Source organism: Streptomyces sp. NBC_00353, from assembly GCF_036108815.1.
Classification (GTDB): domain Bacteria; phylum Actinomycetota; class Actinomycetes; order Streptomycetales; family Streptomycetaceae; genus Streptomyces.
In genome coordinates this window covers 4,693,399-4,717,871 of record NZ_CP107985.1, presented here as the reverse complement: position 1 = coordinate 4,717,871, position 24,473 = coordinate 4,693,399, and the positions used below count along the sequence as shown (strand labels likewise).

Genomic DNA, 24,473 nt, shown 5'->3' with positions numbered 1-24,473 from the left:
CGGCTCGGGACCGTCCGGCCCGCCGGCGGTCCCAAGGCCCACCCTACGTCGGTAAGGGTCGCCTTCCCCGGACCGGTCACATGGTGGACGCCACTATGAGACGCCTTTTCGCGCCGCTTTGCCATATTTCGCGAACCCCCTGGGCTCTCCGTCGGCGTGGCCGGGCGCTCGCAGGCGCTCATTCCGCGGCCCGGTATGGCCACCGGCCATTATCTGACAGGGTGTCAGGTGATCAGGAGTTGAGGTAGGTCAGAACGGCCAGCACCCGTCGGTGATCCCCCTCACTGGGCGACAGGCCGAGCTTCAGGAAGATGTTGCTGACGTGCTTCTCCACCGCGCCGTCGCTCACGACCAGCTGCTTCGCGACCGCCGAGTTGGTCCGCCCCTCCGCCATCAGACCGAGCACCTCGCGCTCGCGCGGCGTCAGCCCGGCCAGGACGTCCTGCTTACGGCTCCGGCCCAGCAGCTGAGCCACAACTTCAGGGTCCAGTGCCGTGCCGCCCTGCGCCACCCGGACCACGGCGTCCACGAACTCACGGACCTCCGCCACCCGGTCCTTCAGCAGATAGCCCACACCACGGCTGCTGCCGGCCAGCAACTCGGTGGCGTACTGCTCCTCGACGTACTGCGAAAGGACCAGGACCCCGATGCCGGGGTATTCCTTGCGCAGCCGCACCGCTGCCCGCACGCCCTCGTCGGTGTGGGTCGGCGGCATCCGCACATCAGCGACGACCACATCGGGCAGCTCGCCCTGCTCGGCAAGATCGCCCACGGTCTTGATCAGAGCCTCGGCGTCCCCCACCCCCGCGACGACGTCATGCCCGAGATCGGTCAGCAATCGGGTGAGCCCCTCCCGGAGCAGTACCGAATCCTCGGCAATGACCACTCGCACCCTGTCCTCCACCACGACGCCCTGTCCCCCTGTTGTTGTCCGTCGGCCCACGGCCGACCCGATCCGTCCCTCGTGCCCCCAGCATTCCAGCATCGGTCCGCGGACGGGGGCTGTGACGGACGCTCGTGTGCGGGCGGGGGACGTGGCGGCGGCGCCCGGACGAGATCCGGGCGCCGCACGACGATTCGTACCTGCGTATAGATGTGCTGCGCGAGATGTCCTGCGCGACAATGTTCTGTGTGGCGCGCTTTCCGGAAGGTGCTCCGCCTCAGCCACGCCAGGGGAGCTCGGCCGTGAGCCTCGTCGGGCCGCCCACCGGGGAATCGACGACAAGAACGCCGTCTACCGCCCCCAGCCGCTCGGCCAGGCCGGCGAGACCGCTGCCCGCCGACAGATCCGCACCGCCCCGCCCGTTGTCGGTGACCTGGAGCAGCAGCCGGTCGGCCGTACGCCACACATCGACCGTCGCACGCGTCGCCTGCGCGTGCTTGCTGACGTTCTGCAGCAGTTCGGAGACGGTGAAGTAGGCGATGCCCTCGATGGCCTGCGCGGGCCGGGACGCCAGGTCCACCTCGACCGTCACCGGGACGGTGCAGCGGGAGGCGATGGCGGAGAGCGCGGCGTCCAGGCCGCGGTCGGTGAGGACGGCCGGGTGGATGCCGCGGGCGAGATCGCGGAGCTCCTGGAGGGCGACCTTCACCTCACCGTGCGCCTCGTCGACCATGCGGGCGGCCGCCTCCGGGTCCTCGGCGAGCTTCTCCTTCGCCAGACCCAGATCCATCGCCAGGGCGACGAGGCGGGCCTGGGCGCCGTCGTGCAGATCGCGCTCGATACGCCGCAGGTCGGCGGCGGCCGTGTCCACGACCACCCCGCGGTCCGACTCCAGCTCGACGACGCGCGACGCCAGCCGCGACGGCCCGAGCAGCCCGTACACCATCACCCGGTCCACGGCCGCCAGACCGCGGATGATCCACGGGGTGAGGAGGACGAGAACCAGACCGAACGCGCTGGTCGCGGTCAGCTCGAACGACGAGTCGAGATAGACGTTGTGCGTGGCGTCGCCGTACAGCTGTACGCCGTCGACCCCCACGTACGCAGGGAACACCCACTGCCACAGCGGATAGGTGAACGCCGCCCACCCGTACACCCAGAACGTCAACGACACGGTGAAGGCGAAGACCGCCCACGGGAAGTGCAGCAGCGCGTAGAGCAGATGCCGCCAGGACACCCCGCTCTTCAGGACCGCCCCCACCCACGACATCAGGCCGCCCGTCCTGCCGCGCACCGGCGCCGGCTCCGCCACCTCCAGCTTCAGCAGCCCCCGCGCCCGGGCCCGCTCCATCACGCCGAAGCCGCGGCACATCGCCAGACCGAGGGCTAGGACCGGAATGCCGAGGAAGGTGATCAGCAGGCCCGCGCCCAGCGACGTCATGGTGATCGCGAAGCTGAAGAGCACCACGCTGATCGGCAGACTCAGCAGCAGATAGCCGAACTCGCGCCAGGTCCTCGCCTCCAGCGGCGCGCGCAGCACCGCCGGGAAGAAGTGCTTCGCCGGGGGGTTGTTCCCGGGGCCGGCACCGGACCGCTGATGGTCCCGAGTGTCCGGTCCGTATGCCGTGGCCATGGGTGCCGTCCGTTTCTTCTTTCGGCGGTGGTCTTGTCCGGTACAGCCCGTACAGCGGCTGATACATCAAGGGTGCTGTTCTGCGGGACGATGCACCATGAGGCCGGTATCCCTCTTCGACCGGGGGTTTTCCCCACCCCCGGCCTCCGGGCTGCGGCTAACGGCGCTCAGCGGCGCCCGCGCCGTCCCGACCCCGGTCCCGGTCCGGGCCCCGCCTCGGGTCCCGGTCCCGCCAGGGCAGCTCCGCGGTGACCGTCGTCGGCCCGCCGGCCGGCGAGTCGAGGACGAACAGCCCGTCGACCGCTCCCAGCCGCTCCGCCAGCCCCGACATCCCCGTACCGCCGTCCATCCGCGCCCCGCCCCGGCCGTCGTCGCTGACCCGGATCAGCAGCCGCTCCGCCGACCGCCAGACCTCGACGGACGCCGAGCGCGCCCCGCTGTGTTTGCTCACGTTCTGCAGCAGCTCGGAGACGGTGAAGTAGGCGATGCCCTCGATCGCCTCCGCCGGGCGCCCCGGCAGGTCCACCCCCACCCGCACCGGGACGGTGCAGCGGGAGGCGATGGCGGAGAGCGCGGCGTCCAGGCCGCGGTCGGTGAGGACGGCCGGGTGGATGCCGCGGGCGAGATCGCGGAGCTCCTGGAGGGCGACCTTCACCTCGCCGTGCGCCTCGTCGACCATGCGGGCGGCTGCCTCCGGGTCCTCGGTGAGCTTCTCCTTCGCCAGACCGAGCCCCATGGCCAGGGCGACGAGGCGGGCCTGGGCGCCGTCGTGCAGATCGCGCTCGATGCGCCGCAGGTCGGCGGCGGCCGTGTCCACGACCACCCCGCGGTCCGACTCCAGCTCGGCGATCCGGCGCTCCAGCTCGTCCGACGGCGAGAGCAGCCCGCGCGCCATCGCCCGGTCCGCATTGGTGAGCAGACGCGCGGTGAAGGGCAGCACGGGCCACAGAACGAACAGACTCACCAACGTCACCGTGAACGTGAGCACGCCCCAGGGCAGCCGGATGAACGAGTACAGCACCGCGCGCCAGCCCACCGGATCCTTGAGACTCGACCACAGCCACGGAAAGAAGCCCTGGTCATGACGGGCCAGCGCCACCGAGCTCGGCTCGTCGATCCGTATCCCGAGCAGCCCCCGGGCCCGGCCCCGCTCGGCCCGGCCGAGCAGCCGCGCACCCTGCAGCCCGGCGGCCAGCAGCGGCAGACCGATCACCGTGACCGAAAGCCCCACGCCGACACCGATCATGAACACTGTGTAAACAAACCCGGCAAGAGCCATCGGCAGGTTGGACAGGAGATAAGAGATCTCCTTCCACGTCCACGGATCGAGGGCGAAGCGGGCGGGCGGCAGCCGGTCGCCGTCGGGCACCGGGGGGCTCATGGTCATACGCCCAGCCTGCCGGGCCGGACCTGCGCACGCCATGGGGTTCATAGGTGGGGTGAAGTAGGGATAACCCCACCTCTTGCCCGACGCGGCTGCTTACCGTCTCTTTAGCAGGGCCTAGACTCCCGTGCGTACAGATCGTCGAACAGGTATGAGGGAGCGGAGGGGCGGACGTGGCCTACGTGGCGGACCTGCCGGAATCGACCGTTCTCGCGTCGGACTACTTCGACAGCTACTCGGTGGTCGGACTGCTCGCGCTGATCGGTGTGCTGTTCGTGGCCGTGGCCTTCGGGGCCGGACGGCTGCTGCGCCCCGTGGTCCCAACACCGGAAAAGCTCCTCACGTACGAGTGCGGCGTGGACCCCGTGGGTGAAGGATGGGCACATACCCAGGTCCGTTATTACGTCTATGCCTTCCTGTACGTGATCTTCGCCGTCGACTCGATCTTCCTGTTTCCATGGGCGACCGTATTCGCCGCGCCCGGATACGGCGCGACGACGCTGGTGGAAATGTTCATCTTCCTCGGTTTCCTGGCCGTGGGACTGCTCTACGCATGGAAGAAGGGCGTCCTCGAATGGACGTGACGAGCCCGCAGACCCCCGAGCCGCAGCCCCGGCCCGAAACGACCCTGCTGCCGGAGCCGAAGCGGCTCGGCGTGCTGTCCCGACTCGCCCCGGAGCCGATGAAGGTGGTCCTCAACTGGGGGCGCCGCTACAGCCTCTGGGTCTTCAACTTCGGCCTCGCCTGCTGTGCCATCGAATTCATCGCCGCGTCCATGGCCCGGCACGACTTCATCCGGCTCGGTGTGATCCCGTTCGCCCCCGGCCCCCGCCAGGCCGACCTCATGATCGTTTCCGGCACGGTGACGGACAAGATGGCTCCGGCCGTCAAGCGGCTGTACGAGCAGATGCCCGAGCCCAAGTACGTCATCTCCTTCGGCGCCTGCTCGAACTGCGGCGGCCCGTACTGGGACTCGTACTCCGTGACAAAGGGCGTCGACCAGATCATCCCCGTCGACGTCTACGTACCGGGCTGCCCGCCCCGGCCGGAGGCCCTGCTCCAGGGCATCCTCAAGCTGCAGGAGAAGATCGCCCGCGAGTCGCTGGGTGAGCGGTACGCGACGGGCGGCGGCAGCCGGCCCTCCACCGCCGCGCTGCGCAGCGGCCTGGTCGCCGCCCCGCCCGCACCGGGGGAGGGCCGGACGTGACCAGCATTCCTGCCACCGAGGCGTACGACAGCCTGCCGGACGCCGTCACCGAGCTCTTCGGCGAGGACGCCACGGCGGAGCACGCGTACGACCTGCTGACCGTCGACGTCCCGGCCACCGCCTGGATCGCCGCCCTCGAAACGGCCCGCGACCGGCTGGGCTGCACCTACTTCGACTGGCTGAGCGCCGTCGACGAACCGGGCACCGGCTTCCGCGTCTGCGCCCACGTCGCCGCCCCGGCACACGGCAAGGTCCGCCGGCTCCTGATCCGTACGACCGTTCCGCACGACGCCGCCGTCCTTCCCACGGCCGTCGGTGTCTACTCGGGCGCCGCCTGGCACGAGCGCGAGACGCACGAGATGTTCGGCATCGGCTTCGAGGGCCACCCGCATCTGGTGCCGCTGCTGCTGCCCGACGGTTTCGAGGGCCACCCGCTGCGCAAGGACTTCGTGCTGGCGGCCCGGGTCGCCAAGGCCTGGCCGGGCGCCAAGGAGCCGGGCGAATCCGAACACGGTGGTCCGAAGCGACGCACGATGCTGCCGCCGGGCGTCCCCGACCCGAACGAATGGGGCCCTCTCAAGGGCCAGCTCCCACCCGCCCCGACCCGCCCGGCCCGCGCCGCCAGGGCCGCGGGCGACCGCCCGGTGCGCCGCGCCCGCAGCGTGAGCGAGGGCTCGGCGAGCCAGCAGCCGGAGGCGGCAGCACCGGCCGCGAGCACGGAAACCGCACCCCCGGCCGCGACGCCGCGCCGCACCCGCAGTGCGTCCCAGGGCTCGGCGAGCCAGCAGGGGGAGGCGGCGGCGCCCGAGCCGGGAGCGACGGAACCGGCAGCGACGGAACCGGCATCGGCACCGGCGGAACCGGCACCGGCGCCCCGCAGCACGGACGCGCCCTGGCACAACGCCCGCCCGGCCTTCGACGAGACCCCGGAAGAGGGCTCCTCTCAGACTGTGGGCAAGACCGAGGAGCCGGGTGCCTCTCAGCCCCTCCGGCAACCGAGGAGCGGGGGCCCCGGGGCGGAGCCCCCGGTCCGGGAAGGTGCGGGCAGGGGAGAGGCCCCGGGCAGCGGCCCCGCCGACGACACCACGGACGCCTCGGACGAGCCCGCGCCTCCGGCGCAGCCCGACGCCCCTGACCAGCCCGACACCCCGGATCGGCCGGACACCCCGAACCCGGACCCTGTATCCGAGCCGACCCCCAACCCCCCCGCCGGAGGCGATACCGCGTGAACGACGTACTCGACGTCGCCCTCCGGCTCGTCATCGTCTTCGGGGTGTTCATGGTCGTCCCACTCGTCGTGGGCCAGACCGAGCACAAGGTGATGGCCCACATGCAGGGCCGCCTCGGTCCCATGTACGCCGGTGGCTTCCACGGCTGGGCCCAGCTCGTCGCCGACGGTGTGAAGTTCGCCCAGAAGGAAGACATCGTCCCGGCCGACGCCGACCGCCGCATCTTCCAGCTCGCGCCGGCCGTCGCCCTCCTCCCGTACCTCCTGGTGCTCGTAGCCATCCCGATCGGCCCGAGCGAGGGCGCGGTCGGCCAGGTGGTCGACGCGGGCATCTTCTTCGTGCTCGCCGTCATGGGTGTGGGAGTGCTCGGCTCGCTGATGGCCGGCTGGGCATCGGCGAACAAGTTCTCCCTCCTCGGCGGCCTCCGCACCGCCGCCCAGCTCCTCGCGTACGAACTGCCGATGCTGCTCGCCGCGGCATCCGTCGCGATGGCGGCCGGCACCGTCTCCCTCCCCGGCATCGTCAATGCCTTCGAGTGGTGGTGGCTGCCCTGGCAGATCGTCGGTGCCCTGGTCTTCTTCGTGGCCGGACTCGCTGAACTGCAGCGCCCGCCGTTCGATATGCCGGTCGCCGACTCGGAGATCATCTTCGGGGCGTACACCGAGTACACCGGTCTGCGGTTCGCACTGTTCCTGCTCGCCGAGTACGCGGGCATCGTCGTCCTCTGCGGACTGACCACCGTCCTCTTCCTCGGCGGCTGGCACGGCCCGCTCGGCGCCGACGGACTCGGCTGGGTCTGGACGCTCCTCAAGACCGCGGTCCTCGCCTTCGTCATCATCTGGCTGCGGGTGAGCTACCCCCGCCTCCGCGAGGACCAGCTGCAGAAGCTCGCCTGGACCACACTCATCCCGCTCGCTCTCGCGCAGATCGCGCTCACCGGCATCGTGAAGGTGGCGATCAGCTGATGTCTCCGATCCCCGGCTCAGGCCTGGCCAAGGGCCTGGCCGTCACCCTGCGGACGATGACGAAGAAGACGGTCACCGCGCAGTACCCGGACGTCCAGCCCGAGCTCCCGCCCCGCTCCCGCGGTGTCATCGGGCTGTTCGAGGAGAACTGCACGGTCTGCATGCTGTGCGCCCGTGAGTGCCCGGACTGGTGCATCTACATCGACTCCCACAAGGAGACGGTGCCCGCTGCCGTCCCGGGCGGCCGCGAGCGCAGCCGCAACGTCCTCGACCGCTTCGCGATCGACTTCTCGCTCTGCATGTACTGCGGTATCTGCATCGAGGTCTGTCCCTTCGACGCGCTGTTCTGGTCGCCGGAGTTCGAGTACGCGGAGACGGACATCCACGACCTCACCCATGAGCGGGACAAGCTCCGCGAATGGATGTGGACGGTGCCCGAACCGCCCGCGCTCGACCCGGGCGCGGAGGACCCGAAGGAGATCGTCGCCGCCCGCAAGACGGCGGAGAAACTCGAAGCCCAGCGCGCCCAGGAGGCCGAGCAGGCCAAGGAAGCAGCCCAGCCGCCACAGCAGGCCCACGAAGAGGAAGAGGGAGAGGAGTGACACTCGCAGCCACCGCGGCCACGGCCCACCCCGGCTTCCTCTCCCCGACCGGCATCGAGATCGCCTTCGTCCTGGTCGGCATCGCCACCCTCGGAGCGGCCCTCATCACCGTCACGACAAAGCAGCTGGTCCATGCCGCCCTCTGGCTGGTCGTCGCGCTCGGCGGCCTCGCCGTCGAGTACCTCCTGCTCACCGCCGAGTTCATCGCCTGGGTGCAGGTGCTGATCTACGTCGGTTCCGTCGTCGTCCTCCTTCTCTTCGGGCTGATGCTCACCAAGGCCCCCATCGGCCCCTCCCCGGACGCCGACTCCGGCAACCGCTGGGCGGCCCTCGGCGTGGCGGTCGCCGCCGCGGCGGCCCTCGTCTGGGTCGTCGTCGACGCCTTCCGCACCACCTGGATCGACCTGGACGGACCGGCCCACGGGTCCACCGAGGCGACCGGCGCCTTCCTCTTCCGGCACTGGGTCCTGCCCTTCGAAGCACTCTCCGTCCTGCTGCTCGCCGCCCTCGTCGGCGCGATCGTCCTGTCCCGCAAGCGCAGTAAGGAGCAGAGCTGATGCACCTCGCCTACCCCGCCGTGCTCGCCGCCCTCCTCTTCTGCACCGGGCTGTACGGAGTCCTCGCACGCCGCAACGCGATCCTGGTCCTGATGTCCGTCGAGCTGATGCTCAACGCCGTCAACCTCAACCTGGTCGCCTTCGACGTCTGGCTCCGCGACGCCCTGCACTCCGGCCAGGCCCTCACCCTCTTCACCATCGCCATCGCGGCGGCGGAGATCGGCATCGGCCTGGCGATCGTCCTCGCCGTCTACCGCAACCGCGGCAGCTCGGACGTCGACCGCCTCCGCGACACCGCCGAAACCGACGCCGCCGAAGCCCTCCCCGGCGACAGCACCGAAGACCAGGCCACTGCTCCGGCAGGGAAGGCAAAGAAGGCAGAGGCCACCGCGTGACCACCACGACCCTCGCCGTCCTCGTCCCCCTCCTCCCGTTCCTCGGTGCCGCAGCCGGCCTGCTCCTCGGCCGCACCGCCCCCGGCTACGTACGCCCCCTCGCAGTCCTCCCCACCCTCGTCGCGGCCGTACTCGCCGTCGTCGTCGCCGCACGCCAGGGCGGCGGCCCGGCCATCGACGCCGCGACCCGGCTCACCCCCACCGGGTCGGTCCCGATCGACCTCGCCCTCCACCTCGACGGCTTCGCGGTCCTCGTCGCCGTCCTGGTCGGGCTCGTCGCGACCTGCGTGCAGATCTACTCGACCGGCTACCTGCGCGACGACCCCCGCTACCCCTCGTACGCGGCCCTCGTCTCCCTCTTCACCGCCGCGATGCTGCTCGTCGTCTACTCCGGCGACCTGATGGTGCTGATGGTCGGCTGGGAGATCATGGGCATCTGCTCGTACTTCCTCGTCGGCCACTACTGGGAGACACCCGAAGCACGCGCCGCCTCCCTCAAGGCCTTCCTGGTCACCAAGCTCGGCGACGTCCCCTTCCTGATCGGCCTGTTCGCGCTCGCCGCCGACACCGGCACCTTCCGGATCACCGGCATCCTCGGCGCCGTCGCCAACGGCGGCCTGGACCACCCCACCGTCATCGCCCTGCTGCTCCTCGCAGGCGTCGCCGGCAAGTCCGCGCAGTTCCCCCTGCACACCTGGCTGCCCGACGCGATGGCCGGCCCGACCCCCGTCTCCGCGCTGATCCACGCCGCGACGATGGTCGCCGCCGGCATCTACTTCGTGGCCCGGCTCCTCCCCGTCTTCGCCGAATCCGGCGCCGCCCTCGTCGTCCTCGCCGTCATGGCGGCGGTCACGATGATCGGATCAGGATTCGCAGCGCTCGCCCAGGACGACATCAAACGCGTCCTCGCGTACTCGACGATCGGCCAGCTCGGCTACATGTCCGGCGCACTGGCCGTCGGCGACCGCGGGGCCGCCGTCTTCCACCTCCTCTCGCACGGCGCGTTCAAGGCCGTCCTCTTCCTTGCGGCGGGCGTCGTCATCCACGCCGCCGGGACCAACTCGCTGGCAGCCATGTCCCGCATGGGCGGACTGGCCAAGCGCATCCCGGACGCCTACTGGACGATGACCGTCGCCCTCCTCGCGCTCGCCGCCATCCCGCCGTTCGCCGGCTTCTTCTCCAAGGAAGCCGTCCTCGTCGCCGCCGAACACACCGCGTTCGGCGACCGGCACGTCGCCCCGGCCGCCGCCGGCTGGACAGTCCTCGTCGCCGGACTGCTCGCCGCCGTTCTCACCGCCGCATACGCCACCCGCCTCTGGCTCCTCGCCTTCCGCGGCCGCGGCGCCGAGGTCCCCGACCACGGCAGGCAGCCCGTCGCGATGACCGCCGTCCTCTGGGTCCTCGCCATCCCCACCATCGCCTTCGGACTGACCGTCGGCGTGATCACCGACTGGTTCGACGGCCACAGCCTCACCCCGACCGTGACCACCGCCGTCCTCTCCACAGGCGTCGCCCTCGTCGGCGGCCTCGTCACCTACGCCGCCTGGCGCCACACCACGGCCCTCGCCGCCCGCACCGCCGTCGGCGCCGTCGTCGCCCACCCCGACGCCGAACCCGCACTCGTCGAGGCCGAGGCCATGACCCACCACACCGCCGGCTACGGCGACACCCCCGGCACCCCGGACCCGGCCGACCCGGGCCGTCTGCTGCTCGGCCCGCTCCACCGCCACGCCGCCACCGGCTTCCACCTGGACGCCCTCTACACGAAACTGTTCGTCCGCCCCGTCCAGGCCGCGGCGAGCCTCGTCCGCTTCCTGGACCGCGAGGTCGTCGACACGTACGTACGCGGCTCCGGCACCGGCGCACGCCTGCTCGGCACCGCCGTCCGCCGCGCTCAGACCGGCAATGTGCAGACCTACCTCAGCGCACTGCTCGCCGGTTCCCTTGTCCTGGCGATCGCCGCCGTCGTTTTTGCCACCGTCAACGCCGGGTCGTGAGCCGTGATCGATATCAGCGAATCCGTGATGCAGTTCCTTCTCGCGTTCATCGTCGTGGGCCCGCTCGTCGGCGCCGTCGCCGCCCTCCTGCCGGCCCCGCCCGGGCTGCGGGGAAAGAACCCCGACCAGGCCGTGCTCCGCCACGGCGTGACCGTCACCGGCGCGATCCTCGTCGCCGCGATCGTGCTGGCCCTCGGCTTCGACCACGACCACCCGTCGAAGATGCAGGCCACCACCGACATCAGCTGGATCCCGGCGCTCGACGTCCGCATCCACCTCGGCATCGACGGCATCTCGCTCCCCCTTCTCGTGCTGACCGCGCTGCTGACCTTCCTCTGCGCGCTCTACAGCTACTTCAAAATGCCCGACGGCCCCTCCCCGAAGGCCTTCGTCGCACTCGTCCTCGTCCTCGAGTCCGGCACCCTCGCGACCTTCGCCGTCCTCGACCTGCTGCTGTTCTTCCTGGCGTTCGAGATGGTCCTCATCCCGATGTACTTCCTCATCGCCCGCTGGGGCGGCGCACAGAGGCAGGCAGCCGCCTGGAAATTCATCCTCTACACGCTGCTCGGCTCCGTGATCATGCTGCTGGGCCTCCTCCTCATCGGACTGAAGAGCGGCACCTTCGACATGGTGGCACTCGCCACTGACAACGGCCGTGGGCTCACCTCGTCCGTGCAGGTCATCGCCGTACTGGCGATCGGCATCGGGCTCGCCGTGAAGACCCCGATGTGGCCGCTGCACAGCTGGCTGCCGGACGCCCACACCGCCGCCCCGACCGTCGGCTCGGTGCTCCTCGCAGGCGTCCTGCTGAAAATGGGCACGTACGGGTTCGTCCGCATCCTGCTGCCCATCACCCCCGACGGAATGCACACCTTCGCGCCGTACCTCGCCGCGTTCGCAGTCGTCGGCATCGTCTACGGATCGCTCGCCTGCCTGGCGCTCGCCCGCCCCGGTTCCAAGGGCGACCTGAAGCGCCTGATCGCGTACTCCTCCGTCGGCCACATGGGCTTCGTACTCCTCGGCATCGCGACCATGACCCCCACCGGCGTCAACGGCGCGCTCTTCGCCAACATCGCCCACGGCCTCATCACCGGCCTGCTGTTCTTCCTGGTCGGCGCTGTCAAGGACCGGTACGGCACCGCCGACCTCGACACCCTGGCCGGCGCCACCGGAGCCGCCCTCTACGGCCGCGCCCCCCGCCTCGGAGGCCTCCTCGCCTTCGCCGCCGTAGCCTCGCTCGGCCTGCCCGGACTCGCCGGATTCTGGGGCGAGATGCTCACCCTGTTCGGCGCCTTCGACCCGGCCCGGGGCCTCAGCCGCCCGGCCTTCCTCACCTTCATGTCGATCGGCGCGTTCGGCACCCTGCTCACCGCCGCATACATGCTCATCGTGGTACGCCGCGTCTGCATGGGCGAGAAGCGCGAGGAACCGCACCGGATCGCAGACATCCAGACGTACGAGTTCGCCGCCTGGACCCCGCTCGCCGCCCTCACCGTCCTCGCCGGCCTGTGGCCCGCCGTCCTCCTCGGCCTCACCGACCCGGCCGTGCAGAAGCTCCTCGCAGGAGGCAAGTCGTGACCACAGCGGCCGACAGCACCACCAGCCTCGTCCAGTCCGTCGACTGGCTCGCCATCGCGCCCCCCGTCGTCGTCGCGACGGTCGCCCTGATCATCCTCGTCGCCGACCTCTTCCTCCCCGAGGAACGCAAACCCCTCCTCGGCCTGGCGAGCATCGCCGCACTCGTGGCCGGCCTCGCCCTCCTCATCCCGCTGCGCGGCGGGAACCACTCCACCTTCTGCCTCACCACGGGGACCGGCACCGAAGCCTGCAGCTACACCGCCGACCACTTCGCCCTGATCATCCAGGTCCTCGTCCTCGGCGGCGCCCTGCTCACCGCGCTGCTCTCCTTCGGCGACACCCGCAGACTCCCCGCCGGCGAATTCTGGTTCCTGCTCCTGTCCTCCGCGGCAGGCGCCGCACTCCTGCCCGCCGCCCGCGACCTCGCCACCCTTGTCGTCGCCCTCGAAGTCGCATCCCTGCCCGCCTTCGCCCTCGTCGGCATCAAGCGCGACGACCGGCGCTCCTCCGAGGCGGCCCTCAAGTTCTTCCTCTCCTCCGTCGTCGCGACCGCCGTGATGCTCCTCGGCGTCAGCTTCGTGTACGCCACGACCGGCACCCTCCACCTCACGGAACTCGCCACCCGCCTCCACGACGTCCCCGACCAGCTCTCCACCCTCGCCATGGCGGGCGTCGCCCTCACCCTCGTCGGCTTCGCCTTCAAGACGGCAGCGGCACCGTTCCACTTCTGGGTCCCCGACACCTACGTCGGCGCCCCGCTGCCGGTCGCCGCCTACCTGTCGGTCGTCGGCAAAGCCGTCGGCTTCTCCGGGCTGATCCTCGTCACCGTGATCGCGTTCCCGTCGTACGCCGACGTCTGGGGACCGGCCCTCGCCGTCGTCGCCGCCCTCACCATGACCGTCGGTAACGTCGCGGCCCTGCGCCAGACCGCCACCCGCGCCCGCAGCGCCGTACGCCTGCTCGCCTGGTCGTCCATCGCCCAGGCCGGCTACCTCCTTGTGCCGATCGCCTCCGCCGCCTACTCCGGCGACGAACAGATCGGCTCCACCGTCGCGTACGCCCTCATGTACGCCGTCGTGAACCTCGGCGCCTTCGCCGTGGCCGCCCTTGTCGCCCGCACGAAGCCGGACAACCGCCTCTCCGACTACCGAGGCCTGTACGCCACCCGCCCGCTCACCGCCCTCGCGATGGGCTTCTTCCTGCTCTGCCTGGCCGGTCTCCCGCCGGGCATCGTCGGCCTCTTCGCCAAGGTCACGGTCTTCTCCGCGGCCGTGGACGCAGGACTCGGCTGGCTCGCCGTCGTCATGGCCGTGAACGTCGTGATCGCGCTCTACTACTACCTGCAGTGGACGGCGGCGCTGTTCCGCGCTCCGGAAGAGGCCGAGCCGGCCGCCCCGGCCCCGGCCGCCGCCCTGGCCGACGGCCCGGCGGTGGCGGTCCAGACCCTGCGCGCACCCGTAGCGGCACCCGTCTCGCTCACCACGGCGATCGCCCTCACCGCCGCGGTCGGCATCGTGCTCTCCGGCGCCCCGCAGCTCGTGCTCCGGTTCGCCGCGGTCAACCTCTTCTGACCCGGCGTCCCCGCCCAAGATCGGTTTGCCCCGAGCGGACGGAACAGGGCAGGGTCATGCCCGCACAACGACACAGACGTACGACACACACACGCACACAGCGAAGAGGAGCGAGAGCAGTGCTGAACGGGTTCAAGGACTTCATCCTGCGCGGAAACGTCATCTCCATGGCGATCGGACTCGCCGTCGGAGCCGCGTTCACCGCAGTCGTCACCGGTTTCAGCACCGCCTTCATCACGCCCCTGATCGGCCTCGCCACCGGCTCCGTCGGCGACTTCAGCAATGCCCGGTTCACGGTCGAGGGCGCAGAATTTCCGTACGGAAAGTTCCTCGCCGCCACCATCGCCTTCCTGATCACCGCCGCGGTGCTCTACTTCTGCGTCGTCGTCCCGATGACCAAGGTCCAGAACCGCTTCGCGCCCAGCAAGGACCAGAAGGTCGACATCAAGGCCGCCCTGCGCGACTGCCCCCGCTGCTACACCGAGATCCCCGCCATCGCCTCCCGCTGCGCCCACTGCACCAGCGAGGTCAAACCCGACCCCGAGGCCCTCGCGCTCGCCGAACTCCCCGCCCAGCGCTGACCCACCCGGCGCCGCCCCGCACCGACCCCCGACACCCGTACGGCCCAATGGCTGCTCCGGCCCCAACAGCCGGGCAAGCCGCCGGACACGGCCCGCCCTCCGGCCGTGCGCACAAGGGAACTAGCTCTCCTCGCCTGGCGTTGACCAGTACAGGAGGCTCCACTGGGGAGTGGAGCACCACCAGCAAAGGGTTCCCCTGCTGCACCACTTGGAGGGCGTACCGTGCACCGCCGGCACAACGGGCTGAGAACCGCCGTACTCCTCGGGGGCCTGTCAGCACTCATCATCGTCATCGGCAGCTTCTTCGGACGTACAGGCCTCGTCGTCGCGCTCGTCGTAGCAGTAGGCACCAACGCCTACGCCTACTGGAACAGCGACAAGCTCGCACTCAGAGCCATGCGGGCCCGCCCGGTCAGCGAGTTCGAAGCGCCACAGCTCTACCGCATCGTCCGCGAACTCTCCACCGCAGCCAGGCAGCCCATGCCACGGCTCTACATCTCCCCGACCCAGGCACCCAACGCATTCGCCACCGGACGCAACCCGCGCAACGCGGCAGTCTGCTGCACCGAAGGCATCCTCCAGATCCTGGACGAACGCGAACTGCGCGGAGTCCTCGGCCACGAGCTCAGCCACGTCTACAACCGCGACATCCTGATCTCATCCGTCGCCGGAGCACTCGCCTCCGTCGTCATGTTCCTGGTGAACTTCGCCTGGCTGATCCCCGTGGGCCGATCCAACGACGACGAAGGCCCCGGCATCCTCGGGATGCTGCTGATCATGATCCTGGGCCCCCTCGCCGCCTCCGTCATCCAGCTCGCCGTCAGCCGCTCCCGTGAGTACGAAGCAGACGCTTCGGGTGCCCGGCTGACCGGTGACCCCCTGGCCCTCGCCGGCGCCCTGCGCAAACTGGACGCCGGAACAAAACAGCTCCCCCTGCCCCCTGAGCCGAAGATCGAGACCGCGAGCCACATGATGATCGCGAACCCGTTCCGCCCCGGCCAGGGCATGTCCAAGATGTTCTCGACACATCCGCCGATGGCGGAGCGCATCGCCCGACTCGAGCAGATGGCAGGTCATCGCCCGTGAAGACAATCCTGAACGTCATATGGCTGGTCCTGTGCGGCTTCTGGATGTTCCTCGCCTACATAGCCGCCGGCATCCTCCTCTGCATCACCATCATCGGCATCCCGTTCGGCCTGGCCGCCTTCCGTATCGGCCTCTACGCCCTCTGGCCGTTCGGCTACACGGTCGTCGACCGCCGCGACGCCGGCGCGCCCTCCTGCGTGGGCAACGTCCTCTGGCTGATCCTGGCCGGCTGGTGGCTCGCCCTCGGCCACATCACCACCGGGATCGTCCTCTGCCTCACGATCATCGGCATCCCACTGGGCGTCGCCAACTTCAAGCTGATCCCGGTCTCCCTCATGCCCTTCGGCAAGGAAATCGTGCGAACGGACGAGCCGTTCGCCGGACGGTGACGCAGGCCGGACAACCGGACCGCGAGGCGGCGCAGCCGCCGAAGACCACCTCGTCGACCCGCCAACTGCCCGCTGTCAGTGCCGTCGTCCACCATGAACCCATGAACGACACCGAGCAGTTGCTGACAGTCGTCGAGCGGACAGCGCACATCACCCCGCGACGGGAGAAGCGTCTCCTCCCCGCAGCCCGCACCACCGAAGACGTGGCCCGGGCGGCGGCGACCCCCGGCTTTCCCCCGCCGCCGCTGCCCACCGCCCTCCGTAACCGCACCACCGACGGCGGCCGCGATCCGGAACGCGAGCTGTTGCCGCTCACCGGTGGACCCGCCCTCTCCGGCCAACAGTCACTCGTCGCCCTGCTGGACGGAACCGGCTGGTACGGAGAGGACCTCGACGACGACGCACCGGAACTGCAACCCTGGCCGGACTACAACGCCCGCATCTGAGCCCGCTGTGAGCCCGCAGAGCCCGCTGTGACCTGCCACTCTTTCCGCTCGACCGGCAACCACCCAGCCCTGTGCAACGTCTTGGGTTTCACAACCAGGCGAAGGGTAGGTTCGGCAACATGAGCATCATCGGTTGGATCATTCTCGGACTGCTGGCCGGAGCCATTGCCAAGGTCCTGCTCCCCGGCCGAGACCCGGGCGGGCTGGTCGGCACCACCCTCATCGGAATCATCGGCGCCTTCATCGGCGGCTGGATATCGTCGCACTTCCTCGACCGGCCGATCTCCAACGACTTCTACGACACCACGACGTGGATCTCCGCCATCGGCGGCTCACTGGTGCTGCTCATCATCTACCGCCTGCTCTTCGGGAACTCACGAGAACGTCACTGACGCCCGTCCGCGCCCGGTCCGCCCAGGCCGGTCTCGCGCAGCGTCACATTGAGCCGGCCACCGCTCATACCCGTCGCAGGATCAGCCGTCCCCGGACAGACCTTCGGCACGCCGTGAAACGCGAAGCGTGACGGCCCGCCGAAGACGAACAGGTCGCCGGAAGCCAACTCCAGATCCGTGTAAGGACGTCCACGGTCCTCGGTGTTGCCGAATCGGAAGACGCACGTATCGCCGATGCTGAGCGAGACGACCGGAGCGTCCGAGCGCTCCTCCTTGTCCTGGTGCATGCCCATCCTGGCCGCACCGTCATAGAAGTTGATCAGCGCAGTGTCGGGCGCATACGCCTCGGCCGGGTACTCCTCCCCGTACGCCTCGGCCAGCGCCGCCCGCCCCAAATCCACCAACCAGTCCGGGAATTCGGCCACCCGGGCGCCGTTCACATCATCCGCAGTGCGCGAATAGCGGTACGGCTGCCAGTGCCAGCCCACACAGACCGACTGCACGGACATCACCCCGCCACCCGGCAACACCGTGTGCCGCAGCGGCACCGGCCCCCGCGCCCACTCCCGGCACGCCTCGACCAGTTCGCGCTGCCGCTCCACCGGCAGCCACTCCGGCACATGCACCGCCCCCGGCGCCACAACGGTCCGCGGCCTGGGGAAGAGACCCGCCATTCAGCACACCGCCATTCGGTACTCAGCGCCATTCGGCACTCAGCCGCTCAGCGCACACCCATGGAGCACACGGCCCCTCAGCGCACCACCAGGGCGCCTTCCAGCCCCAGAAGTCGCTCCTTGCGCTCCAGACCCCCCGCGTAACCCCGCAGCGCCCCGTCCGCGCCGATCACCCGATGGCACGGGCGTACGACCAGCAGAGGATTGCGTCCGATCGCCGTCCCCACGGCCCGCACGCCCGCCCCGGGCGTGCCGATCCGCTCGGCAATCTGTCCGTACGACACCGTCTCCCCGTACGGGACGGCGTCCAGTGCACCCCAGACCCGGCGCTGGAACTCCGTGCCCTGCCCCTGCACGTACGCGATGTCGAAGTGAGTCAGCCGGCCCTCGAAGTACGCCCGCAGCTGGCCGGCGATCCCGGCGAAGGCCTCCGGTGCGTGGACCCAGCCGTCCTGGACGACCGCGGCACCCTTCTGGCCGGGCACGGAGAGCGACGCGAGCGCCACACCGCCCGCCTCGGCAGCTGCCTCCTCGCCGACCAGCAGCAGTTCGCCCAGCGGGCTGTCGACGGTCGCGTACATGGTCATGGCCGGTCCCTCTCTTCATCCGTACAGGGCGACTCCGTACAGGGCGACGAATCACCCAGCCACCCGAATCGCGCGCATTGCCCGATTCATCGTTCCGTACCGACAAGTCTGCGTCCGCCCGCCCCCTACGACCGGCGGTATTCGGACATCGCACCCGGAGGTGCGAGGCCGGCCGGCACATGCCACCCCGCCCCGACCCCGCGCCGCGCCCGGCCGGGCGGCCGAATGGCCTAGCGGTAGTTCACGAACTGCACGGCGAAGTCGAAGTCCTGCCCCTTCAGCAGCGCCTGCACGGCCTGCAGGTCGTCCCGGCTCTTCGAGCTGACCCGCAGCTCATCGCCCTGGACCTGCGCCTTGACGCCCTTCGGACCCTCATCGCGAATGATCTTCGCCACCTTCTTGGCGTTCTCCTGGGAGATGCCTTCCTCGATCGTGGCGAAGATCTTGTACTCCTTGCCGGACAGCTGCGGCTCGCCCGCGTCCAGCGACTTCAGCGAGATGCCCCGCTTGATCAGCTTGGACTGGAAGATGTCGAGGATCGCCTTCACGCGCTCCTCGCCGTTCGCCTCCATCAGGATCTTCTCGCCGGACCAGGAGATCGAGGCACCCGTGCCCTTGAAGTCGTAGCGCTGCGAGATCTCCTTGGCGGCCTGGTTGAGGGCGTTGTCGACCTCCTGCCGCTCGACCTTCGAGACGATGTCGAAACTGGAGTCGGCCATGACGTGTGGCTCCTTGCGTCGTATGCGGTGGGTACAGGGCAAAGCCTAGCCACCGCCGACCGCCGCGAGCACTGATCAATCAGGTGGCGGAGCACCCCCGGTCATCAGGTATCGTTTACGTCGTCGCCAAGGAGCCCCGGTCAAACGGAGTTCCAGCGCGTCGTTCGAGGCGGTGTGCCCGAGTGGCCAAAGGGAGCAGACTGTAAATCTGCCGGCTCAGCCTACCCAGGTTCGAACCCTGGCGCCGCCACACGAACAAGAGGGTCTGTGACCAGCGGAAACGTTGGTCACAGACCCTTTCGCTTTGGGTGGGGCCCGATAGTTCGTTATGGGGCCTTTGTCTCACCTTGTCGTGTCAGATCTCGCGTGGTGACCAGCTTGTGTGGTGCAGGCGTGGGGCAGCGTTCAGCCGGGCTACCTTCCCTCCCGCAGCGTTGCTTCGATCCGGGCGTTCGCCGTCGCCGCGGCACCATCCAGACACTTGGCGTAGACGCGGAACAGTACGGCCACGCTGTGGCCGGCGCGTTGCGCCACCACCTGAGGTTCCACGCCCGAACTGAGCCAGGTCGAGACTGCCGCATGGCGTAGGTCGTATGGGCGCTTGGCCAGCGAGGAACTCCGTTGGGCACCCAGCGCGGCGGGCTGGTCCAGGACACCGGGTATGAGCGGATGAGGCGACGAGCGGCACTGGCCGATTCCAGAGATCCCAATCAGCGGAAAGACAGTCAGCGCGAGTGTGCGCCCGTGCATCGCGTATGCGCCTCCCGCCCCCGGGCGACGGGTGGGAGTGTGCGTGAGGTCTCGAGGTATCAAGGTCGGGAGGGGGTATGCAATGGCATCTCAGTCCAAGTGTGGTGCTCGCACCAAGGCTGGAACATCGTGCCGAAGCCTCGCAGTGATCGGCACTTCTCGTTGCGCCAAGCACCAAGGTTCCTGGTCTTCCTACGGGGTCGCGCAGCGCAAGGAGAAGGAGGCCAAGGCGAAGAAGCGCCAAATCCGCAAGAAGCGGTAGACGCCGCGAGAGACCGTTGTCCGCCGGCCAGACCCCATCTACTCAGTCTCATCCACAGTCTCGTTCATCGCCGTTCGTGGCCGTTCGGCTTCCCAGCGACCCCATCTGTGACCTGGCCGCCGGACGACCGCGAACCAGGGTGAACAGGGCCGTGCAGAGTTGGAAAGTGTGTGCCGCCCAAGGTGTCACCTCTGCCGTGGAGAAGGGGGGCGCGTTTCCCTGCTTCATCAAGGCCTGCGCACGGCGCCTCTACGGCGCGCTACGTGAGCAGGTCTCATCGCCGTCTGAGTGACAGCTGTTGCTGGAGTGTCGAAGGCAACCACGGGGTTCACATAGCCTCGCGGCTTGTGGGGTTCATAGGAACGGTGTGGGGCCGCGAGCGGGGCAGGTGGGCACGGGACCAGCTGACCCCTTCGCAGGCGGTGGTCTACGACCGCCTGCGGGATCTGTTCGAAGTGGGCGAGTACGAGGAGGCCGAGGTCGGGGCGAGAGCCTTTGCGGCCGCGTCCCGGCGCTTCTGGGACCGGGGCCCCGTTGTGGAGTGGCTGGCCGGGGCCTTGGCCACGGCAGCAGCTATTGCTCACGGTCGTGGAGCCGAGGTGCTGGCTGAGCTGGACGCCCTGATCGCGGATCTGGAGCGGACGACTGGAGCTGGGCGGGCGTTGCTTTTGGACGTCCGGGTGAACCGCGTGGCGGCCCTCCTCGTCCAGGGGCGGTATACGGAGGCGGAGGCCGAAGCGGGCGGCATACTGCGGGCCGCAACCCGTCTCGCGCACCTCACCAAGGTGTGGGAAATCGAGCTGACCACTTTGGCCAACCTGGCAGCTGCCCTGTGCGGGCAGGGCAGCTACGAAGAGGCGGAGGCCATCGCCCGCGGGAACCTCCCACGCGCGCCGGCGGGCACGGCTGCCACCCTGCACTCCGTCCTGGTAAGCAGCTTGAACGGACAGTGCCGACACGAGGAGGCTTTGACCGAGGCCCGTCGCCTCACGCCCCTTTGGGTCCGCGCGGGGAGCGGGGCCCTGGATATCGGCACGGCTACGGCCCTGCTCGGCCTGGGCCGCCGCAGCGAGGCGGAAGCCACCGCCCGTCAAGCGTTGGACGCCTGCGAGCAGTTCCTGCATCCGATCCACCCCCGTATCCAGAGGGCCCGCACACTACTGAGCCGCATTACCGCTGACGGTCCGCTCGCCTGACGAGCACACACCACTCAACCCTCAGGTAAGACGGCACAACTCGGGCCTGGTGCCGTGCCGGCATGCAAGCCCTCTACAAGCTGCGGTGACGGCCGTCTGTGGCGGCGACGTCGGCAGACTGAAGCGGACTTAGCCGCTTCCCGGAGCACGTACTGCGCCTTGCCGTCAGTTCGGCAAGCAGGCGAGCCGTCCAGACGGCCGAACTCCTGAAGCGGTGTTCTCGGGTCCCTTCCCCAGGTGCGCCCCGGGGGTGTCCAGAAACGGAGAAGCCGCAGGCGAGAGGGGCTAACGGGAGCCCTCTGCCCACACGCCCCAACTAGCGAAGGAGAGCCCGTCAGCAAGCTGACGGGCTCCCGCGAAAGATCGAGGCTAACCTGGCATCAGGTCAGATCGTCGGTGTGTCATCGACGATCTCCTTGTGCGGTTCGACGATGAACCTCCAGCCGTCGCTGGGCTCCAGGAACCGCACTCGGGTCGGGTAGATGTCCAGGGCACGGCGGTCGCGGTTTTGGCTGTTCGTGTTCTTCCGCCCCCGGGCCGGTTCCTCGTACAGGTCGACCTTGACGTCCGGCACCGCGACGGTTTCCTCGCTCCAGCGCTGAACGATCCCCGCGCCGAACGCTTCCCGTGCGGCGGAGTAGAGCGACTCCAGGGATTCCTTGTTCCCGTCGGGCACGAAGAGGGCGAGGTTCAGGAGGACGCCGGCACTCTGGAGAACCTCGATTTCTTCCCCTGCCTCGTCGGCAATCCAGATCCCGCGCTCTTCGGCATTGTCCGGGAGAACATGAATTTCCTCACCGAAGATCGTCCTCGCGGTGAAGGACCCTCCCTCGAAATTCTTACCCGGCTTCGTTAGAAAAGCCGGGGCGTAGCAGTCGAGAGGAAGGCCATCCATCTCCGCCGAGACGAAGATGCCGTCCTGGAGGCCCAATTCGGAAACCTCGTCGGCCGTAAGACGTCGAGCCGTAACCTTCTCGGTATTCACGCCATTCCCCTTTTTTCGTGGCGTCCTGTAAATTCATTAGGACTATACCATGAAAACGATCAGCCAATCCCTTTACGCGCACCTTCGCTCTCACGACAGTACAGTCGACCCTCCGGTTAATTTCTTCCGACAGAACAGCAGGCAAATCCTCTCGCATCGCCGGCGAAACGTAGCCCCCGTGGAGAAATGCGGTGAGGTCCAAGAGGTGACTCGCCGATTCGGCGGGGTTTTCGGAACTAAGTCAGCCGCCAAGTTAAATGTGAGCGGCCTTGGTCAAATGGCAACCCAGCGACCCAATCGGGCGAACCACGGCAGTCGCCTCTCCGATCGGGCACTTCACGCCTCGCCCCGACGGCCGCCTTCGCGGGGCCGCCATCTCTGATCAGGCCGTGTCCCCCACCTGTCCCCCGGAGCACAGGAGGCATCCTCACTCCGGCCCTTTTCGCTGTACTCCGTGCTGAGATCAACCCCTGAGCGTCCTGCCGGAGAGCGCGTGTTCAGTTCTCGCAGATACGGCGCGCCTCGGCCACGAGTCCGTGGGGCAGCCCCCGCCCCGCGCACGCGTAGTCGATCAGCAGGTCCCGGTAGGAGGTGCTCGCGAGCTCCGGAGCCAGGACGATCAGGGCCTGCAGGTCGTCAGACGAGCCGGATAGGCGCGTGCGATAGGCGGCACCCGCCGCGCGCAGGGAGACTTCCTGCGGTTCGTGTTGCAGGCCCTGTTCGACGAGACCCACGGCGGCGGCGAAATCACCCTGCTCGGCGCGCACGTCGGCAAGGTCCAGATAGAGGGACCAGTTGGCAGGGTCCAGGGTCAGGGCGCCTTCGAAGGACGCCGCAGCCTGGTCCAGGTCGCCCATCGCACGCCAGGTGCTCGCGCGTGCGACCGCAGTCCACATGACCCGATCGACGGCATCGCCACGGTCGCACAGGGCGAAAGCCAGCTCGTAGCGGCCGCAGGCCCGGGGCAACCGGGCCATGGCGGCCAGCGACTCCGGCACGGGACTCCGTTCGGACACCACGTCGATGGCATGGAACCAGGGCGTGAACCGCTCGCGCATCTCGTCGGTGTCCAGGTTGCGGCCGTAGTCCAACGTCCGCAGACACGCCTCCGCCAACGCCTCGGCACTCACCACGCTGAGGAACCGCGCATCGCCGAACCAGGGGGCGGTGCCCCACGCCACGTCGGGCCGCGCCCCCGTGACCGAACCGAGGGTCATCACCGCGTCGTCCATGTCCCCGTCGAGGAACAGGAAGTACGCCTGTGCCAGCACAGCGCTCAAGGACCCGTCCCCTTCGAGGCCCTCCTCAAGCTCCGAGCGACGGTCCCGCCACAACTCGGCGAGGGCCGCATAGGGCTCCGGGGCCGCCGGCGCGGAGGCTATCGCCCCCACCAGGAACTCCACGGCGCCGACCGGGCTTCCGCCGCAGTGCGCCATCACACCGGCGAGAGCGACTCCCGCTGTCACTGACTGATTCGACATCGCCAGAGAATATCCATGGCCAAGGGTTTTGCGGACCGTTCCGCTTGCGCGGCGGTGCAGCCATCAGTGATCCGTGAGTGATGCCAACCCTGACGGCAACGACGGCACACAGGCCGCTGATCACCACCGTCGGCGATCACTCCGGGAGGAGGCGCGCCCCCTCCCGACAAGCTGCCCGGTCCTACCAGGTTCTGTCCGGCGGATCATGGCGTCGTGGGCTCCAGGCCATGCACGGCACTGGATCGACCACGCCTACGCCTAAACATCAACTCTGGGCAGCGCCAACGGAATTCGACCGGTGGTCACCCAGGACCTGATGACCGGCTCCGCAGGCGATCCGAAGGTGCCCGCCAGCAGGATGTGCAGCAGGAGCTCGGCGGCCGTCGCGAACAGCACCGGGGAGGACTCCTGGTCGTAGCCCGCCCGATCGATCACCAGCCGGCCGGCTGGTAGAGCCCCGCTGTTGAGGTCTGCGTGCAGACCGGCCGCCGCAGCATGATCCAGCCCTTCGGGCAGGCCCGGCAGCAGCGCACCGCGCAGCAGCCCCTGCTGTGGAGCAGGCCGGACCGTCTCCCAGAACCTGACCCGCCAGGCCAGCCGGTCGCCCTCTCCCGGCGCGAACTCGCCACCCACCAGAGCCCTGAACCGCAGACCGCCGTAGTTCTGCTGCAGTTCCAGGACCGCGCGGGACCGGACGCCCGTGGTAACCGGGCGTGCAAGGGCCAGCCCGCTGACCTGCCGCTTGCCCAGGAGGCTGAACTCACGGCGGTCGTCGTCGACTGCCGCGCTTCGGCCGGACGTCCTCACCACAAACACGCAGAACTCCTAGCAATAACGAGTGGATGCGGCCTGCGTGCGTCTGCCGCAGCCCTGCGGGTGATTTGCATGTCCGGGAGAGAGGTTGGTCAAGGGGGCCGATGCTGA

At 69.2% G+C, this 24,473-nt stretch carries 25 protein-coding genes, 1 tRNA gene and 1 pseudogene; 17 read left to right on the top strand and 10 right to left on the bottom strand.

Translation table 11 applies throughout. From position 1 onward, the window contains the following. Positions 1 to 232 precede the first annotated feature (232 nt). From OHA88_RS21295 to OHA88_RS21285, 3 genes are all read right to left on the bottom strand, one after another. Positions 233 to 892, bottom strand: coding sequence for a response regulator transcription factor (locus tag OHA88_RS21295; protein ID WP_267008002.1), 660 nt, complete (start codon positions 890 to 892; stop codon positions 233 to 235). Positions 893 to 1,160: 268 nt separating this feature from the next. Next, positions 1,161 to 2,516 (bottom strand): sensor histidine kinase, encoded by a 1,356-nt coding sequence (locus OHA88_RS21290; protein ID WP_328626669.1) that lies wholly within the window; start codon positions 2,514 to 2,516, stop codon positions 1,161 to 1,163. Between the two features lie 157 nt (positions 2,517 to 2,673). Next, positions 2,674 to 3,903: a sensor histidine kinase gene (locus OHA88_RS21285; RefSeq protein WP_328626668.1), complete on the bottom strand. Its 1,230-nt coding sequence runs from the start codon at positions 3,901 to 3,903 to the stop codon at positions 2,674 to 2,676. Positions 3,904 to 4,082: 179 nt separating this feature from the next. Between OHA88_RS21285 and OHA88_RS21280 the strand changes: the two genes are divergently transcribed. From OHA88_RS21280 to OHA88_RS21210, 15 genes are all read left to right on the top strand, one after another. Then, positions 4,083 to 4,484, top strand: a complete 402-nt coding sequence (locus OHA88_RS21280; RefSeq protein WP_267008001.1) for an NADH-quinone oxidoreductase subunit A — start codon at positions 4,083 to 4,085, stop codon at positions 4,482 to 4,484. Then, positions 4,475 to 5,107 (top strand): NADH-quinone oxidoreductase subunit B, encoded by a 633-nt coding sequence (locus OHA88_RS21275; RefSeq protein ID WP_328626667.1) that lies wholly within the window; start codon positions 4,475 to 4,477, stop codon positions 5,105 to 5,107. The genes OHA88_RS21280 and OHA88_RS21275 overlap by 10 nt, the downstream gene beginning before the upstream one ends. 5 nt (positions 5,108 to 5,112) lie before the next feature. Further along, positions 5,113 to 6,336 (top strand): NADH-quinone oxidoreductase subunit C, encoded by a 1,224-nt coding sequence (locus tag OHA88_RS21270; protein ID WP_328629750.1) that lies wholly within the window; start codon positions 5,113 to 5,115, stop codon positions 6,334 to 6,336. Beyond that, complete coding sequence (locus OHA88_RS21265) at positions 6,333 to 7,301, top strand: complex I subunit 1/NuoH family protein (RefSeq protein WP_328626666.1); 969 nt, start codon at positions 6,333 to 6,335, stop codon at positions 7,299 to 7,301. The genes OHA88_RS21270 and OHA88_RS21265 overlap by 4 nt, the downstream gene beginning before the upstream one ends. Further along, the gene (locus OHA88_RS21260; RefSeq protein WP_328626665.1) at positions 7,301 to 7,903 is read left to right on the top strand and encodes a NuoI/complex I 23 kDa subunit family protein; all 603 of its coding nucleotides are present in this window, start codon (positions 7,301 to 7,303) and stop codon (positions 7,901 to 7,903) included. Before OHA88_RS21265 ends, OHA88_RS21260 begins: the two co-directional genes overlap by 1 nt. Then, entirely contained in the window at positions 7,900 to 8,460 is a 561-nt protein-coding gene (locus OHA88_RS21255; RefSeq protein ID WP_326628121.1) for an NADH-quinone oxidoreductase subunit J family protein, read from the top strand. Before OHA88_RS21260 ends, OHA88_RS21255 begins: the two co-directional genes overlap by 4 nt. Further along, positions 8,460 to 8,855, top strand: coding sequence for an NADH-quinone oxidoreductase subunit NuoK (gene nuoK / locus OHA88_RS21250; protein WP_030926276.1), 396 nt, complete (start codon positions 8,460 to 8,462; stop codon positions 8,853 to 8,855). Before OHA88_RS21255 ends, nuoK begins: the two co-directional genes overlap by 1 nt. Further along, complete coding sequence (locus tag OHA88_RS21245) at positions 8,852 to 10,852, top strand: NADH-quinone oxidoreductase subunit 5 family protein (RefSeq protein WP_328626664.1); 2,001 nt, start codon at positions 8,852 to 8,854, stop codon at positions 10,850 to 10,852. The genes nuoK and OHA88_RS21245 overlap by 4 nt, the downstream gene beginning before the upstream one ends. Positions 10,853 to 10,879: 27 nt before the next feature. Next, positions 10,880 to 12,430, top strand: a complete 1,551-nt coding sequence (locus OHA88_RS21240; protein ID WP_328626663.1) for a complex I subunit 4 family protein — start codon at positions 10,880 to 10,882, stop codon at positions 12,428 to 12,430. After that, positions 12,427 to 14,001, top strand: coding sequence for an NADH-quinone oxidoreductase subunit N (locus tag OHA88_RS21235; protein ID WP_328626662.1), 1,575 nt, complete (start codon positions 12,427 to 12,429; stop codon positions 13,999 to 14,001). Before OHA88_RS21240 ends, OHA88_RS21235 begins: the two co-directional genes overlap by 4 nt. A gap of 119 nt (positions 14,002 to 14,120) precedes the next feature. Beyond that, entirely contained in the window at positions 14,121 to 14,582 is a 462-nt protein-coding gene (gene mscL / locus OHA88_RS21230; RefSeq protein ID WP_328626661.1) for a large conductance mechanosensitive channel protein MscL, read from the top strand. 222 nt (positions 14,583 to 14,804) lie between these two features. Then, a complete protein-coding gene (gene htpX, locus OHA88_RS21225; RefSeq protein WP_328626660.1) occupies positions 14,805 to 15,668 on the top strand; it encodes a zinc metalloprotease HtpX in 864 nt (287 codons plus the stop codon). After that, entirely contained in the window at positions 15,665 to 16,057 is a 393-nt protein-coding gene (locus tag OHA88_RS21220; RefSeq protein ID WP_328626659.1) for a YccF domain-containing protein, read from the top strand. Before htpX ends, OHA88_RS21220 begins: the two co-directional genes overlap by 4 nt. A 101-nt stretch (positions 16,058 to 16,158) precedes the next feature. Then, complete coding sequence (locus OHA88_RS21215; protein WP_328626658.1) at positions 16,159 to 16,503, top strand: hypothetical protein; 345 nt, start codon at positions 16,159 to 16,161, stop codon at positions 16,501 to 16,503. A 119-nt stretch (positions 16,504 to 16,622) separates the two neighbouring features. Beyond that, entirely contained in the window at positions 16,623 to 16,895 is a 273-nt protein-coding gene (locus tag OHA88_RS21210; protein WP_030926262.1) for a GlsB/YeaQ/YmgE family stress response membrane protein, read from the top strand. On the opposite strand, the gene OHA88_RS21205 is transcribed toward OHA88_RS21210, so the two are convergent. The 3 genes from OHA88_RS21205 to OHA88_RS21195 all read right to left on the bottom strand — a co-directional run bounded on the left by OHA88_RS21205 (position 16,889) and on the right by OHA88_RS21195 (position 18,875). Next, positions 16,889 to 17,569 carry an alpha-ketoglutarate-dependent dioxygenase AlkB family protein gene (locus tag OHA88_RS21205; RefSeq protein WP_328626657.1) on the bottom strand — a complete coding sequence of 227 codons (681 nt, stop codon included), beginning with the start codon at positions 17,567 to 17,569 and terminating at the stop codon, positions 16,889 to 16,891. The two genes, OHA88_RS21210 and OHA88_RS21205, sit on opposite strands and share 7 nt — an antisense overlap. A 77-nt stretch (positions 17,570 to 17,646) precedes the next feature. Continuing rightward, positions 17,647 to 18,156 (bottom strand): methylated-DNA--[protein]-cysteine S-methyltransferase, encoded by a 510-nt coding sequence (locus OHA88_RS21200; protein WP_328626656.1) that lies wholly within the window; start codon positions 18,154 to 18,156, stop codon positions 17,647 to 17,649. A gap of 230 nt (positions 18,157 to 18,386) precedes the next feature. Then, positions 18,387 to 18,875: a YajQ family cyclic di-GMP-binding protein gene (locus OHA88_RS21195; protein ID WP_030926258.1), complete on the bottom strand. Its 489-nt coding sequence runs from the start codon at positions 18,873 to 18,875 to the stop codon at positions 18,387 to 18,389. Between the two features lie 168 nt (positions 18,876 to 19,043). Here OHA88_RS21195 and OHA88_RS21190 point away from each other — a divergent pair. Then, a tRNA-Tyr gene (locus tag OHA88_RS21190) sits at positions 19,044 to 19,125 on the top strand. 164 nt (positions 19,126 to 19,289) lie between these two features. On the opposite strand, the pseudogene OHA88_RS21185 reads toward OHA88_RS21190, so the two are convergent. Further along, a pseudogene (locus tag OHA88_RS21185) lies at positions 19,290 to 19,502 on the bottom strand (site-specific integrase); the annotation flags it as partial. A 732-nt stretch (positions 19,503 to 20,234) separates the two neighbouring features. Here OHA88_RS21185 and OHA88_RS21180 point away from each other — a divergent pair. Continuing rightward, positions 20,235 to 21,083, top strand: coding sequence for a tetratricopeptide repeat protein (locus tag OHA88_RS21180; protein WP_328626655.1), 849 nt, complete (start codon positions 20,235 to 20,237; stop codon positions 21,081 to 21,083). A gap of 385 nt (positions 21,084 to 21,468) precedes the next feature. Here OHA88_RS21180 and OHA88_RS21175 read toward each other — a convergent pair whose 3' ends face one another. The 3 genes from OHA88_RS21175 to OHA88_RS21165 all read right to left on the bottom strand — a co-directional run bounded on the left by OHA88_RS21175 (position 21,469) and on the right by OHA88_RS21165 (position 24,365). Beyond that, a complete protein-coding gene (locus tag OHA88_RS21175) occupies positions 21,469 to 22,068 on the bottom strand; it encodes a hypothetical protein (RefSeq protein ID WP_328626654.1) in 600 nt (199 codons plus the stop codon). A 497-nt stretch (positions 22,069 to 22,565) separates the two neighbouring features. Next, positions 22,566 to 23,549 carry a tetratricopeptide repeat protein gene (locus OHA88_RS21170; protein WP_328626653.1) on the bottom strand — a complete coding sequence of 328 codons (984 nt, stop codon included), beginning with the start codon at positions 23,547 to 23,549 and terminating at the stop codon, positions 22,566 to 22,568. A 258-nt stretch (positions 23,550 to 23,807) separates the two neighbouring features. Next, the gene (locus tag OHA88_RS21165; RefSeq protein WP_328626652.1) at positions 23,808 to 24,365 is read right to left on the bottom strand and encodes a hypothetical protein; all 558 of its coding nucleotides are present in this window, start codon (positions 24,363 to 24,365) and stop codon (positions 23,808 to 23,810) included. Between the last annotated feature and the right edge of the window lie 108 nt (positions 24,366 to 24,473).

Bases quoted from the DNA above. Each gene is read 5' to 3' on its own strand.
- OHA88_RS21290 (WP_328626669.1), bottom strand. From the start codon at position 2,516: ATGGCCACGGCATACGGACCGGACACTCGGGACCATCAGCGGTCCGGT.
- OHA88_RS21285 (WP_328626668.1), bottom strand. From the start codon at position 3,903: ATGACCATGAGCCCCCCGGTGCCCGACGGCGACCGGCTGCCGCCCGCC.
- OHA88_RS21275 (WP_328626667.1), top strand. From the start codon at position 4,475: ATGGACGTGACGAGCCCGCAGACCCCCGAGCCGCAGCCCCGGCCCGAA.
- OHA88_RS21260 (WP_328626665.1), top strand. From the start codon at position 7,301: ATGTCTCCGATCCCCGGCTCAGGCCTGGCCAAGGGCCTGGCCGTCACC.
- nuoK (WP_030926276.1), top strand. From the start codon at position 8,460: ATGCACCTCGCCTACCCCGCCGTGCTCGCCGCCCTCCTCTTCTGCACC.
- OHA88_RS21240 (WP_328626663.1), top strand. From the start codon at position 10,880: ATGCAGTTCCTTCTCGCGTTCATCGTCGTGGGCCCGCTCGTCGGCGCC.
- OHA88_RS21215 (WP_328626658.1), top strand. From the start codon at position 16,159: ATGAACGACACCGAGCAGTTGCTGACAGTCGTCGAGCGGACAGCGCAC.
- OHA88_RS21210 (WP_030926262.1), top strand. From the start codon at position 16,623: ATGAGCATCATCGGTTGGATCATTCTCGGACTGCTGGCCGGAGCCATT.
- OHA88_RS21205 (WP_328626657.1), bottom strand. From the start codon at position 17,569: ATGGCGGGTCTCTTCCCCAGGCCGCGGACCGTTGTGGCGCCGGGGGCG.
- OHA88_RS21200 (WP_328626656.1), bottom strand. From the start codon at position 18,156: ATGACCATGTACGCGACCGTCGACAGCCCGCTGGGCGAACTGCTGCTG.
- OHA88_RS21195 (WP_030926258.1), bottom strand. From the start codon at position 18,875: ATGGCCGACTCCAGTTTCGACATCGTCTCGAAGGTCGAGCGGCAGGAG.
- OHA88_RS21170 (WP_328626653.1), bottom strand. From the start codon at position 23,549: ATGTCGAATCAGTCAGTGACAGCGGGAGTCGCTCTCGCCGGTGTGATG.